At 62.5% G+C, this 12,644-nt stretch carries 16 protein-coding genes and 1 tRNA gene; 6 read left to right on the forward strand and 11 right to left on the reverse strand.

From position 1 onward, the window contains the following. Nucleotides 1-41: 41 nt before the first annotated feature. The gene (locus tag OIM99_RS14770) at nucleotides 42-488 is read right to left on the reverse strand and encodes a cupin domain-containing protein (RefSeq protein WP_311851188.1); all 447 of its coding nucleotides are present in this window, start codon (nucleotides 486-488) and stop codon (nucleotides 42-44) included. A 229-nt stretch (nucleotides 489-717) separates the two neighbouring features. Here OIM99_RS14770 and OIM99_RS14775 point away from each other — a divergent pair, with 229 nt between their 5' ends. Beyond that, nucleotides 718-1,734 (forward strand): AraC family transcriptional regulator, encoded by a 1,017-nt coding sequence (locus tag OIM99_RS14775; protein WP_311851189.1) that lies wholly within the window; start codon nucleotides 718-720, stop codon nucleotides 1,732-1,734. A gap of 15 nt (nucleotides 1,735-1,749) precedes the next feature. Here OIM99_RS14775 and panD read toward each other — a convergent pair whose 3' ends face one another. From panD to OIM99_RS14790, 3 genes are read right to left on the reverse strand one after another with little or no spacing between them, the layout of a single operon-like run. Continuing rightward, on the reverse strand, nucleotides 1,750-2,097 hold the full coding sequence (gene panD / locus OIM99_RS14780; RefSeq protein ID WP_311851190.1) for an aspartate 1-decarboxylase: 348 nt from the start codon (nucleotides 2,095-2,097) through the stop codon (nucleotides 1,750-1,752). Nucleotides 2,098-2,136: 39 nt separating this feature from the next. After that, entirely contained in the window at nucleotides 2,137-2,490 is a 354-nt protein-coding gene (locus OIM99_RS14785) for a diacylglycerol kinase (protein WP_311851191.1), read from the reverse strand. A gap of 22 nt (nucleotides 2,491-2,512) precedes the next feature. Then, nucleotides 2,513-3,898, reverse strand: coding sequence for a class II 3-deoxy-7-phosphoheptulonate synthase (locus OIM99_RS14790; protein ID WP_311851192.1), 1,386 nt, complete (start codon nucleotides 3,896-3,898; stop codon nucleotides 2,513-2,515). Between the two features lie 196 nt (nucleotides 3,899-4,094). Here OIM99_RS14790 and OIM99_RS14795 point away from each other — a divergent pair, with 196 nt between their 5' ends. Beyond that, nucleotides 4,095-5,123 (forward strand): tripartite tricarboxylate transporter substrate-binding protein, encoded by a 1,029-nt coding sequence (locus OIM99_RS14795; RefSeq protein ID WP_311851193.1) that lies wholly within the window; start codon nucleotides 4,095-4,097, stop codon nucleotides 5,121-5,123. Nucleotides 5,124-5,139: 16 nt separating this feature from the next. Here OIM99_RS14795 and gor read toward each other — a convergent pair whose 3' ends face one another. From gor to OIM99_RS14815, 4 genes are all read right to left on the reverse strand, one after another. Next, nucleotides 5,140-6,519 carry a glutathione-disulfide reductase gene (gene gor, locus OIM99_RS14800; RefSeq protein WP_311851194.1) on the reverse strand — a complete coding sequence of 460 codons (1,380 nt, stop codon included), beginning with the start codon at nucleotides 6,517-6,519 and terminating at the stop codon, nucleotides 5,140-5,142. Nucleotides 6,520-6,529: 10 nt separating this feature from the next. Further along, nucleotides 6,530-7,069, reverse strand: a complete 540-nt coding sequence (locus tag OIM99_RS14805; protein ID WP_311851195.1) for a DUF2059 domain-containing protein — start codon at nucleotides 7,067-7,069, stop codon at nucleotides 6,530-6,532. 31 nt (nucleotides 7,070-7,100) lie between these two features. Further along, a complete protein-coding gene (rpiA, locus tag OIM99_RS14810; protein WP_311851196.1) occupies nucleotides 7,101-7,808 on the reverse strand; it encodes a ribose-5-phosphate isomerase RpiA in 708 nt (235 codons plus the stop codon). A 132-nt stretch (nucleotides 7,809-7,940) separates the two neighbouring features. Next, nucleotides 7,941-8,468 (reverse strand): hypothetical protein, encoded by a 528-nt coding sequence (locus tag OIM99_RS14815; RefSeq protein WP_311851197.1) that lies wholly within the window; start codon nucleotides 8,466-8,468, stop codon nucleotides 7,941-7,943. Here OIM99_RS14815 and OIM99_RS14820 point away from each other — a divergent pair. The 3 genes from OIM99_RS14820 to OIM99_RS14830 all read left to right on the forward strand — a co-directional run bounded on the left by OIM99_RS14820 (nucleotide 8,467) and on the right by OIM99_RS14830 (nucleotide 9,631). Continuing rightward, nucleotides 8,467-9,177, forward strand: coding sequence for an HAD-IA family hydrolase (locus OIM99_RS14820; RefSeq protein ID WP_311851198.1), 711 nt, complete (start codon nucleotides 8,467-8,469; stop codon nucleotides 9,175-9,177). The genes OIM99_RS14815 and OIM99_RS14820 overlap by 2 nt on opposite strands. Nucleotides 9,178-9,261: 84 nt before the next feature. Next, nucleotides 9,262-9,336: transfer RNA gene (locus tag OIM99_RS14825), tRNA-Val, on the forward strand. Between the two features lie 67 nt (nucleotides 9,337-9,403). Beyond that, a complete protein-coding gene (locus OIM99_RS14830; protein WP_311851199.1) occupies nucleotides 9,404-9,631 on the forward strand; it encodes a MucR family transcriptional regulator in 228 nt (75 codons plus the stop codon). A 16-nt stretch (nucleotides 9,632-9,647) separates the two neighbouring features. Here the strand turns inward: OIM99_RS14830 and OIM99_RS14835 are convergent, their stop codons facing one another. Beyond that, nucleotides 9,648-9,959, reverse strand: coding sequence for a hypothetical protein (locus OIM99_RS14835; protein ID WP_311851200.1), 312 nt, complete (start codon nucleotides 9,957-9,959; stop codon nucleotides 9,648-9,650). Between the two features lie 259 nt (nucleotides 9,960-10,218). Between OIM99_RS14835 and OIM99_RS14840 the strand changes: the two genes are divergently transcribed. Then, entirely contained in the window at nucleotides 10,219-10,953 is a 735-nt protein-coding gene (locus OIM99_RS14840) for a GntR family transcriptional regulator (protein WP_311851201.1), read from the forward strand. On the opposite strand, the gene OIM99_RS14845 is transcribed toward OIM99_RS14840, so the two are convergent. Together OIM99_RS14845 and OIM99_RS14850 are read right to left on the reverse strand one after the other, a co-directional pair. Continuing rightward, nucleotides 10,954-11,793, reverse strand: a complete 840-nt coding sequence (locus tag OIM99_RS14845; RefSeq protein ID WP_311851202.1) for an amidohydrolase family protein — start codon at nucleotides 11,791-11,793, stop codon at nucleotides 10,954-10,956. It abuts the gene before it with no gap. A gap of 10 nt (nucleotides 11,794-11,803) precedes the next feature. Beyond that, the gene (locus OIM99_RS14850) at nucleotides 11,804-12,643 is read right to left on the reverse strand and encodes an alpha/beta hydrolase (protein WP_311851203.1); all 840 of its coding nucleotides are present in this window, start codon (nucleotides 12,641-12,643) and stop codon (nucleotides 11,804-11,806) included. Nucleotide 12,644: the final 1 nt, after the last annotated feature.

Genomic DNA, 12,644 nt, shown 5'->3' on the forward strand with positions numbered 1-12,644 from the left:
TGGAGATAGGGAGTGCGCGGCTGTGTTGAGCCGCGCGGACATTAATCGTTGGCTTCCGGCGGCAGGAAGTTGACTTCGTGCTGCGCCGAAATCTTCACCACTTCGTTTGGATCGGTGAGATTGTGCAGCTTCTCGAACAGGGCTTCGAGCTGGCGCGCCGGCGACACCCAGAACATGGCACGAGCCGGCTTGTCGGATTTGTTGAAATAGCCATGCGGAACGCCGCGCGGCATGCGCACCAGATCGCCGGCCTTGGCGTCGAGCCAAACACCGTCAAGCTTCAGGCTGAGGACGCCTTCCTGCACCAGGATGAATTCCTCCTGCGTCGGATGGATATGGACCGGCACGAACTGCCCAGGTTCGCTATTGGTCTCGAAGGCAAAGGTGGATTCGCAGGAAGCCTTGGGGAAATAGGTCTGCCCCAGGATGTTCCACTGTTTGTTGGCGAAACCTTCGCCGTCGCGGGTGATACCCTTCTCCAGACTCATCGCAACCTCCTCCATATCTGATGCAGGGATTACAGAACCGGCTGGGACGTTCGGCAAGGGGCAAGGGCGAGCGCTTTATCCATTTGGCGAAAGCCTTGTCCGCTTCACGCCGAAATCGGACGCTGAAATCTTGGGCAGCACGGCTCACCAGCCTTGCTTGCCTGGTCTTGGGGCTTCCATTAGCTTCAACACGCGCGGGCGGGAGGCCCGCTGAGACGACCGGAGCGCCATGGCTGCTGTCGGCCACCATATGTCGCCCGCTGTGCCACTCGCCCGCTATACGCGGGTGGACACCAGGGATCCCGGCGCTGCCGAAGCCGAGGTCGGCAGGATTTTCTGCGCCCATCGCCTGACACCGACCAAGCGTGGCGCGCCATACTTCCGTGCCGTTCACAACAACGCCCAGCATGATGGCTTCTCCATCAACTACGTTGCTTACGGCGCCGACGTGGAGATCGATCCCGGTCGGCTCGACCGCTTCTTTCTGTTGCAGATTCCCCTTATCGGCGGGGCCGACGTGCGCTGCGGCCAATCCACGGTGGAAGCGTCGCTCACCCATGCCTCGCTTCTCTCGCCAACCTTGCCGACCTTGATGCGCTGGCGCGAAGGCACGCAAAAACTCATCGTGCTGATCGATCGGCACGTGGTCGAACGGCACGCGACTGCACTGCTGGATCGCGCGATCGAGCGGATTGAGTTTGACGTCGATGTCGCCGTGGAAGCGCCGGCTGGCGCGGCCATGCGGGCGCAGGCTCTGTTGATGCAGTCGCTCAGCGAACGCGCCGGCCGGTCGCCGGAGCGCTGGTCCTTGGCGCACCGGCAATTGCGGGATTCGCTGATCGGCCTGATGCTGGCGGCGCAGCCCCATAACCATGCTCAGGCGCTGGCGCAGCCGGCGAGTGCCGCGGCACCGGCGCACGTACGCAAAGCCGAGGACTATCTGGAAGCACATGCCGATGGGCCGCTCGCCGCAGACGATATCGCCGCCGCAGCCGGCGTCGGCCTGCGCACCTTGCAGGCCGGCTTCCGCCAGTTCCGCAACAAGACATTGACCGAAGCCATCCTCGACGCGCGCCTCAACCGTTGGCGCACATTGCTGAGCGATCCCGACCAGGGGCAGGGGGCGGGTGATCTCGCTCTCACGGCGGGACTTCTGCACCACGGCCGCGCCACGGCGGCCTATCGCCGTCGCTATGGCGAGAACCCGTCGGACACGCGCCGAATGGCGCAGCTGAAGCGTCGATAGATCGGATCTTGCAGATCAGGTCTGGCGGTTCTGTTCATCGACCAGCACGACGCGCGGCTTGAACGTCTGTGCCTCGTTCTCTTCAAACTGCGCATAAGCGACGATGATGACCTTGTCGCCTTTCATGGCGAGGCGGGCGGCGGCACCGTTGAGGCCGATCATGCCGGAGCCCGCCGGACCTTCGATCACATAGGTGGAGAAGCGGGCGCCCGTGTCGATGTTGTAGATGTCGACGCGCTCGTTGATGAGGAAGCCGGCCGCTTCGATCAGGTTCTTGTCTATCGAGATCGAGCCTTCATAGTGCAGGTCGGCATCGGTCACGCGCGCACGATGAATCTTGCCCTTCATCAAGGTCAGTTGCATCAGAATGTCCCGTTTGTCGTTGTGTTAAATAAGGCCGGTCTAAATCAAGCCGAGGCGCTCGGCGATCGCCGCGAGCCAGACGAGCCCGGCCAGAATTTGAAAGCAAAAGACACCGGCCGATCCCATGTCTTTAACCGCTTTGATCTGCGGGTGAAGCTGCGGCGTCACGTGATCGCAGAGTTTTTCGATACAGGTGTTGAGCAGTTCGGCGCCGATCATTGCGAGCACGATGCCGACGAGCAGCAGCCGTTGCCAAAGGCCCACGCCGACGACCAGCGACAGCGGAATGGCCAGCACCAGCAGCAGGGTTTCCTGCTGCACGGCCCGCTCGGTGCGCAGGGCATATTTAAGCCCCGCGCACGAGTTCCAGAACGCGGCAATGATCCGCTGCACAATGCCCCCCGTCTACGGCCGATTATTCGGCCGCGCTGACCTGCGGCAGCGGAAAGGCGGCACGTTCCGCTTTCAGCAGCTCGGCCACCAGGAAGGCAACCTCAATGGCCTGTTCGGCATTGAGACGCGGATCGCAATGGGTGTGATAGCGATCGTGCAGCTCGGCCTCCGAGATCATGCGCGCGCCACCGGTGCATTCAGTGACGTTCTTGCCAGTCATCTCCAGATGGATGCCGCCGGCATAGGTGCCTTCGGCCTGATGCGCTGCGAAGAATGAGCGAATCTCGCCCATGATGCGCTCGAACGGTCGGGTTTTGTAACCGCCGGCCGAGATCGTATTGCCGTGCATCGGATCGCAGGACCAGACCACCTTGGCGCCCTCGCGCTGCACGGCGCGGATGAGCTGGGGCAGGTGATCGGCGATCTTGTCCGAGCCGAAGCGACAGATCAGGGTCAACCGGCCAGCTTCGTTCTCAGGGTTGAGAACCTTGATCAGGCGCAAAAGGTCGTCGCTCTTCAGAGACGGACCGCATTTCAGGCCGATCGGATTCTTCACGCCACGGCAGAATTCCACATGCGCATGGTCGAGCTGGCGCGTGCGGTCGCCGATCCACAGCATATGGCCCGACGTGGCGTAGGGATCGCCGGTGGTCGAGTCGACGCGGGTCAGCGCCTGTTCAAAGCCGAGCAGCAGCGCCTCATGCGAGGTGTAGAAATCGGTCTGACGCAGCTCCGGATGCGCTTCGGCGTCGAGGCCGATGGCGCGCATGAAGCCTAGTGTCTCGGTGATCCGATCCGCCAGCTCCTGATAACGGCCCGACTGCGGGCTGTCCTTGATGAAGCCCAGCATCCAGCGATGCGCATTCTCCAGATTGGCGTAGCCGCCGGTCGCGAAGGCGCGCAGCAAGTTGAGCGTCGCCGCCGACTGCCGGTAGGCCTCGAGCAGACGCTTCGGATCGGGCGTGCGGCCCGCCGTCGTGAACTCGATGTCGTTGATGATGTCGCCGCGATAGCTCGGCAGTTCGATGCCGTTCTGCTTCTCGGTCGGCGCCGAACGCGGCTTGGCGAACTGGCCGGCAACGCGGCCGATCTTGACCACGGGCGAGGCCGCGCCGAAGGTCATGACCACGGCCATCTGCAGGAAGACGCGGAAGAAGTCGCGGATGTTGTCGGCCGAATGCTCGGCGAAGCTCTCGGCGCAATCGCCGCCTTGCAGGAGGAACGCTTCGCCATTGGCGACCTTGCTCAACGCCCGTTTGAGCTTGCGCGCCTCACCTGCAAAAACGAGCGGCGGAAACCCGGCGAGCTGCTTCTCCACGTCACCCAGGACGGTCTTGTCCGGGTAGTCGGGGACCTGCTGGATCGGTTTTGATCTCCAGCTGTCGACGCTCCAGCGTTCGCTACTCATCTGCCTGACTCCAAAGGGGCGGACCGGGACCCTCGTCCCGCCGCCCTAGCGCATATCTGTACCGTCAGACTTATACACAAGGCCGGACCGATTGGCGATATTTTGCGCCCGGCGGGATACGACCATTGCCGGGCGCGACGCGCCATCCCAAACTGCCGGAATCGGGCTGAAACCCGTCGCACTGGGAGGAGCGAAAATGGTTGTAAGAGGGGTGGCTTTTGCTGTGGCCTTGGCGGCGCTGGCGCCGGCCACGGTTGCCGCGCAGACGCCGGAGACTTTCTATAAGGGCAAGGATATCAAGGTTCTAATCGGTGCCGGGGTGGGCGGCACCTATGGTCTTTATGCCCAGCTCGCCGCCCGGCACATGCGCCAATATATCCCTGGCCAGCCGCCCCTGGTGCTCCAAGCCATGCCCGGCGCCGGCGGCATCGTGGCGCTCAATTATTCGGCCAATGCCGCGCCGAAAGACGGTTCGATGATCCACCTCGTTCATGCCGAGGTGCTGTTCGAGACCTTGATGAAGCCGGAGTCGAAGTTCAACGCCCGCGATTTTCAGTATATCGGCCGCTTCGCCGATGCCGATTCCATCGGCCTGATGAGCCGCCAGTCCGGCGTTCGCTCGCTCGACGAAGTGCGGCAGAAGCAGGTCACCATGGGGTCCACCGGGCGCGACACCGCCTTCGCGCTCGGCCCCTTGATGCTGAACCGTTTCGCCGGAACCAAGTTCAAAGTCATCGCCGGCTATAAGGGCACGGCCGACATTCACATCGCCATACAGCGCGGCGAAGTCGACGGCGCCGCCGTGACATTAGCCAATGCGCTGACCCTGCAAGGGGCGGCTGTCAAGAGCGGCGACCTGGTGCCGATCTTCGCCATTGCCGAAAACCGCATTCCGGATTTTCCCAACGTGCCGACGGTGACCGAATTCGGCCGCGACGCCAACGAAAAGGCCTTCCTCGACATCTACACGTCGACCGGCACCATCGGCCGCGCCTTGGCCTTTCCGCCGGGCGTGCCGAAGCCCTTCGTTCAGGTTCTGCGCGAGGCCTTCGAAAAGACCATCGTCGACAAGGAGTTTTTGGCCGAAGCGCAAAAGAGCAATACGCCCCTGGCGCCGATGTCAGGCGAGAAGCTCGCGGCCTATGTGGAGAAGCTGATGGCGACGCCGCCGGATCAGATCGCGGCGGCGCGCAAGATCAATCAGGACCTGATGGAAGAGCCCTGAGGCTCTTCCATCCTCGCTATTTTTCGTAGCGTACCGTGCGGGTGCGCATGGTCACCAGTTCTTCCGCCGCCGTCGGATGGACTGCCATGGTGGCATCGAAATCGGCCTTGGTGGCGCGCATCTTAACGGCGATGCCGAGCAGTTGCGCCATCTCGCCGGCATCGTGGCCGAGGATATGGACGCCAAGCACGCGATCGCTTTTGCCGTCGACGACGATCTTCATCATCATGCGTTCGGTGCGGCCGGACAGCGTGGCTTTCAGCGGCCGGAACGTGGCGCGATAGATATCGACAATATCGAAGGCGTCGCGCGCCTGCGCTTCCGTGAGACCGACCGTGCCGATTTCCGGCGTCGAGAACACGGCGCTGGCGACATTGCTGTGATCGACCTTGACGTCCTTGCCGCCAAAGACCGTATCGGCGAAGGCATGGCCTTCGCGCACGGCAACCGGCGTCAGATTGATGCGGTTGGTGACGTCGCCCACCGCGTAGATCGAGGGAACATTGGTGCGCGAGTAGTCATCGACTTTCACCGCGCCAACCTTGTCGAGTTGAACGCCGGCCTTTTCCAGGCCAAGCCCCTGGGTATGTGGATGACGCCCGGTGGCCACCAGCACCTGCTCGAACTCGCCGGTCGTGCCGTCGCTGAACGTCGCGGACAGAAGGCCGTTCGGCTGTTTCGCGATCTTGCTCGGCAGCACGCCGAAGCGTGTCGTCACGCCGGCATGATTGAGACCTTCGTGCAGGCCGGTGCGCAAGTCTTCGTCGAAGCCGCGCAGCACATTGTCGGCACGCATCACCTGCGTCACCTTGGTGCCAAGCCGCGTGAAGACGCTGGCGAATTCCACGGCGATAAAGCCGCCACCGACGATCAGCATGCTCGCCGGCAGATGCTTCAGATCGAACACCTCGTTCGAGGAAATCGCATGCTCGATGCCGGGAATTTCGGGCACCAAGGTCGGCGACCCGCCGGTGGCCACCAGAATATATTTGGCGGTGATCTTGCGGCCGTCGTTCAACAGACGAACGGTGTGCTCGTCCTCGATCTCGGCGCGGCTCTGCACGATGCTGCCGCCCACACCCTCGACGCCCTTCTGATAAAGGCCCGACAGGCGGGTGATTTCCTTTTCCTTGGCCGCGACCAGTTTGGTCCAGTCAAAGGTCGGCTTCTGCGGAAAGCTCCAGCCATAGCCGACGGCGTCTTCGTAATCGTCGACGAAGCGGCTGGCATAGACATAGAGTTTCTTCGGAATGCAGCCGCGAATGACGCAGGTGCCGCCGATGCGGAATTCTTCCGCCACCAGCACCTTGGCGCCATGCCCGCCGGCGATGCGCGACGCGCGCACGCCACCCGAACCTGCACCGATGACGAAAAGATCGACGTCGAACTGTGCCACGGAGCGCTCCTTAAAGCTGGTGGCCCTTCTTCTTCATCTCTTCGCGCACGCGCACCATGATGTCGGTGGAGAGCTGGCGGTTCCAGGCGTCCATGGCGACGACCATCTGGTTGATGACCTTCGGCTGCATGGCGACATAGGCCTTGCCGGCATCAGAAGCGAAGAAATCGGCGACGGGCTTCAGATCCTTTTCGCTCATCGCGCCGGCGAAGGCATTGGTGGTCGCCTTGATGATCTCTTCCTTGCGGCCTTCGAATTCCGGCTGCAATTGCTTCAGCACGGCGATGAGGTCGTTACGCAGTTCCGGACGCGTGCGCGTCACGATGCCGATCGTCTGGTCGGCGAGCTGCGGATAGACGAGATCGAACGTGTTGGCGATGCCGGAGGTGAGCACCACCTGACGCGCCAGCGCGAGATGGCTCGGCGTATAGTTGTCGGTCTCGGCGGCGGCCGGAGCGGCGGGGGCCGGCTGTTGCGCCTGCAGGGCGACGGGCGCTAGCGCGGTTGCGAGCAAAGCAGCGACGAACAGAGAAGAGCGGATCGATTTCACGTTGTTTCACTCCAGCAAGGGGTCGTTGCTGTCAGGACCCCGGATTTCCGATGATATCCAGTCCGGATTCGCCAGCCACGATCACCGCATCGGCGAGGCCCAAGAACAGCCCGTGTTCGACCACGCCGGGAATGCTCTTAAGTTGGTCAGCCAAGCGTTCCGGATCGGGGACGGAACCTAGGGCACAATCGAGGATGCTGTGGGCTCCGTCGGTGACGAAAACATGGCCGTCCTTCGCCTGGCGCAGGCTGATGGTTCCCTTCAGGCCCAGATCGACGAACAATGCAGCAAGGGCCCGCCGCGTCGCTTCGAGACCGAACGGCACGACTTCGACGGGCAGGGGAAAGCGCCCCAAGGTCGCGACCTTCTTGGTGGCGTCGGTGATGACGATCATACGCTTGGAGGCGAAGGCGACGATCTTCTCGCGCAGCAGAGCGCCGCCGCCACCCTTGATCAGGCGCAACTGCGGATCGAATTCGTCGGCGCCGTCAACGGTGAGATCGAGCTCGGGTGTCTCGTCGAGAGTGGATAGGGTGATGCCCAAAGCTTCGGCCTGTCGGCGCGTCGCCTCGGAGGTCGGCACGCAAGTGAACTTCAGGCCTTGCGCCACTTTCTCGCCGATGCAGTCGACGAAATGGGCGGCAGTCGAGCCTGTGCCAAGGCCAAGCCGCATGCCGTCACGGACGAATTCCGCGGCACGCTCGGCGGCAAGGCGTTTGGCTTTATCGAGGGAGGACACGGAAGCGGGCGACCTTGGAAAACAAGCAAACTGGTAGGTCCGGTCGTTATGGACTTGGGGGAACAAGGTCAACCCCGAGTCCGCCATGACCATGGACACAATTGCGAGGATGGTTCGCCGGTGGCGATGGGCCTATTTGCCGGGCGGCGTACAGACGATGGCGTCATTCAGTAAATAGCAGATCGACATGGTGCCGCTGCGCAGGTCGACCCGGAAAATGCCGGCCTCGCCCTCGTGATGGGAGGCAGCGAGAGCATATTCGGACGGCGTCTGGGCACCAGCTCCTTCGCCGGAGCGGTAGCAGAGCGTCGTGCCGATCGTGCCTTCCTTCAGGCCATACTGGCAGGCGCCGATCTCGCCGGTCAATTTATCCAGCCGATACATAAGGTTAAGGCCGGTCGCGGGTGATGCCATGAACTGATAGTTGGCGGCGACGGCGGGTAGGGCGAGGGCACCGAACAGGCCCATACCGGTCAAAACCGCAGAAAATCGCTTGAAACTGGCCATAGGAACATCCCGCACTGGCGAACTGGCGGCCAGGGGACCGCCGCGACGAATCGTTCCGGCAATTTTACCGCGATTGCCCGAAAAGGCGTCCGCTTTCGCGCGCGGCTTAATGCGCGTTTCGTCGGCAGCGGCTCTATGGTAGGCGGCGGACATGTCCAGCTCCCCTTCCAAGCCTCCCATCCTCGTTTTCGACCTCGACGGAACCCTGGCGGAGACCGCCGGCGACCTGATCGGTGCCCTCAACACCATTTTGGAGCGCGAGGGCATGGCGCCCGTCAGCCTCAAGGCCGGCCGCGAAATGGTCGGCGCCGGTGGCCGTGTCCTCCTCCAGCATGGTTTTGCAGCGTCGGGCGGCGGGAAACTCGATCCGGACCGGCTGGAAAAGCTGTTTGCCGACTATCTGAAGGTCTACGAGAAGCGTATTGCCCAGGAATCGCACCTATTTCCCGGCCTGATTGCGGCGCTCGACCGGTTCGAGGCAGCCGGCTGGATCTTCGCCGTCTGCACCAACAAGGTCGAGCATGCGTCGCTGAAGCTCCTGAAAGCGCTCGATATCACCGACCGCTTCAAGGCGATCTGCGGCCAGGACTCGGTCTATATCGATGGCAAGGCGGTGATGAAGCCCGATCCGCGCGTATTGCGGGCCACCATCGAGCGGGCCGGCGGCAATCCCGCCCATACGGTGATGATCGGTGATTCGAAAACCGATATCCGCACCGCTCAGGCGGCCGGCATGCCCGTCGTCGCGGTTAATTTCGGCTACACCGATCAGCCGGTGGAGACTTTTGAGCCGAATGTGGTGATTTCCAGCTTCGATCAGCTCTGGGATGCGGTGGCAAACCTGAGATTTTCGGCGAGCTGATTGAATTTGCCTTCGGAACACCTGCCGATCGCCTTGACACTGGCGGGTGGCCCGGAGGATATAGCGCGCATTCGGCCATGCGCCGGGCGATTAGCTCAGCGGGAGAGCACTCCCTTCACACGGGAGGGGTCGCAGGTTCGATCCCTGCATCGCCCACCATTTCATCCTCCGTCTCGTATTTGCAGTCTGAAGTGATCCGCTGACGGATCACTGACGTACGAGGGGTATGACCCTCGATCGCAACAGACTGCTACGTCTCACCACAGACGTGGCCTGCGCTTATGTCGGCCACAACCGCATTCCCAAATCACAGCTGCCTGGATTGATTGCGAATATCTACGCAACGATCGAGCGGCAGATTTCCCCTCCGCCGGCCGCGCTTGTAACGCGGCGGGCGGTGCGGGGGCGGAAGCCAAAACTGACCGTTGGGCAAAGCCGCAAGCCCAAAAAATGAACCTTTGGATGGCTGACTAGGAGCCGGGCGCTTCCAGGCTGGGGCCGACCCATTGTTCGACCTGGCCGGCGTGCCAACCCATGTGCTCAAATTCTGCAGCGCTGATCCGTTTGCCCGCCTTGATGATGGCATCGTCGGCCGCTCCCGCCAGTTGCGCGACAGCTTTCTCGGCCTCTTCGCGGTCGACGATCGCCGCGTAAAATGTCTCTTCGGTCACGGGACCGGTCCCGTCCACCGGCAAGGACCTCACACTTACAGCCCAGCCTGAGCTCGGCTTGTCGAGGGCAGGAGATGGCTTCGATGGAGATGTCTTCGACTTGATCGGCATGATCGCTCTCCGACATTGTTTGCGACTGCCTGAACAATGAATCGAGCGATGGAGCGTTCCTTATTATTTTCTGAAATGAATAATTACGAAAATATAACAGGTTGATATAAGATATATCTCGCAATTTACATTAGGATGAGGACGCGCTGCTTCGCCTGGTGCCATGCGCGAGGTCGACCTTGTCTTGTTCCAGTCCTATGCACTACCACAGGTTATGAAGTTTCGGCGGGCGTTGCGCCCCGCGCATCCGGAGTTGCGAGTGCTGGTGCCCAGCGACAATCGTCTTCCCATGCATGCCCGGCTGCGCGATGCGCTGGCCTCGCGGATTGCCGCGCTCGAATGGGCCTCTGGCGAGGCCATCCCGTCCGAGCAGGAACTGGCCAAGACCTATGGCGTCTCCACCAGCACCATGCGCAAGTCGATCGAACATCTGGTGCGCGAGGGACTGCTGGAGCGCAGGCAAGGCGTCGGCACTTTCGTCCGCCGGCCGTCTTTCGACGGGTCGCTGTTCCGCTGGTTCAATTTCGAGGATGCCTCGACGGGCGGTGGCCGCACGGTTCCCGAAAGCCGGCTCATCGAGCGCGAAGTCGTAGACGCCACATCGGAGATCGCCAGGGGCTTGCGCCTGCCAGAGGGCGCCAAGGTGGTGCGGGTCCTGCGCCTGCGGCTCTGGGCCGGCAAGCCGGTGATCTGCGAAGACCTCTACCTGCCGCATCCGCTGTTCGAACCGTTCGTCACCATGGACGAACAGGAAATCGGCCCGCTGCTCTATCCGATCTATGAGCGTGCTTTTGGCCAGGTGGTGACCTCGGTCGAAGACGAGCTGTCGCTGGGCCAAGCCGATGCGGTGAAGTCGCGCTTGCTTGAAGTGAAGACGGGCGACCCGCTGATCGTCGTCGAACGCACTTCTTTCGGTGCGAATGGCGCGCCAATCGATTGGCGGCGCGCCTATGGTCGATCCGATCGCTTTCGCTATCGCGTGCGTCTCACCTGATCAGCCGGCGATGACGGGCACGCGATAGAGTGCCACCCCGTTATCCCAAAATGCCTTCTGAGCCAGGTCTGCTCCGAGCACGCGCTCGACCAGCGCGATGTCGTCTGGCTGGAACGGCCGTTCCGCACGGGTCGAAGGCAGGTCGGTGCCGAAGACGAGCGCATTGGGGCTCTTCGCGGCGATGCGTTCAAGGGCTTTCGGCACATCCATTTTGACCCGGCCAAAGCCCGTCGCCTTGATCTTCGCGCCGGCAGCGACGAGATCGAGCACGACGGGCAATCCGCCTTCGGTCATGCCCAGATGATCGATGACGATCTGCGGCAGTTTCGCCAGCCGATCGACATGCGGACGTAGCGCCGCCGCATCGGCATAGATTTCCGCATGCCAGCGTCCCGCCGCATGGGCGCGTTGCGCGAGCGTCATCAGATCGTCGACGCTGTCGATACGGCCGCGGAACATATTGAAGCGCAGCGCGCGCACGCCGATGTCAGCGAGCTGGGCGATCTCCGCATCGGGAATATCGTTGGGCACCTGGGTGACGCCGACCCAGGACTTGCCGAGCTTCGGCAAGGTCGCCTTGAGATAGGACTGATCGAACCCATGGAATGAGCCCGAGACGATCGCGCCCGCGACAACGCCAAGCGGTCGTGTCTGGGCGAGATAATCGTCGAGCGGGAAATGCGGCGGCGTATAGCCCTGATTGGGAACGATCGGAAACGCGTGATCGATGATGTGGCAATGACTGTCGAAGATCCGGAGGGTCGCTGCGCGGGCCGGCAACACGGCTGATGTGGCGAGCGCGGTCGCTCCGACGAGAAAGCGGCGACGATCCATATGCATGATGTCCTCCCTAAATGCGCGATGCTTGACGAGCCACCCACAACACGTCCTCAGCGATGGCGCGGGGACGCTCGACCGGCGAGAAATGCCTGGCCTGCGGCAGGATCGTGAGTTTCGCGCCGGTAATCCGCGCGGCGATATCCTGCGCCATGGCGACGGGCGTGGCGTAATCCTCTTCGCCGACGATCACCGCCGTGGGGCAGGCAAGGGTGCCGAGCTGCGCGCGCAAATCGGCCTTCGCCAGCATGTCGCAGGTAGCGCCATAACAAGCAGGGTCGTTGGCGAGAAAAATATCGAGACAGCGCCGCACGGCAGCGGGCTGCTCAGCGCGGAACATCTCGGTGAACCAGCGGTCGAGCTGAAAATCGACCAGTGCGGCCATGCCTTGCGTCGCGGCGCGTTGCGCCCGTTCGGCCCATTTCGGCATGGCGTCGCGCCCGTAGGACGCGGTCGTGTCGATCAGGACGAGGCCATCGGTGCGCGTCGGATGACGCAAGCCAAAGGCCTGCGCAACGCAACCGCCCATGGAACAGCCAGCGACAATGGCCGACGGCCAGCCTGCTTCATCCAGAACACAAGCCAGATCGTCGGCGAACAGATCGCAGGTGTAAGGGCCGGGACGCTTCTCGGATCGGCCATGGCCGCGACAATCGACGGTCAGTAGATGACAGGTGTCGCGCAACTCCTGCACGAGTTCGTTCCACTGCGGCGCGGCCATGGCAAGCGCGTGGATCAGGACGATGCGGGGCGCGTCTGGTGCAGCGGACGTATGGAGATCGAAGTGGATTTCGCAACCGTCAACCGCGCGCGCCGACATCTGCCGGACGGCAGAAGAAGAAACATCTGTCATC

It is taken from the genome of Methylocella sp. CPCC 101449, from assembly GCF_031921685.1.
Taxonomy (GTDB): domain Bacteria; phylum Pseudomonadota; class Alphaproteobacteria; order Rhizobiales; family Beijerinckiaceae; genus Terripilifer.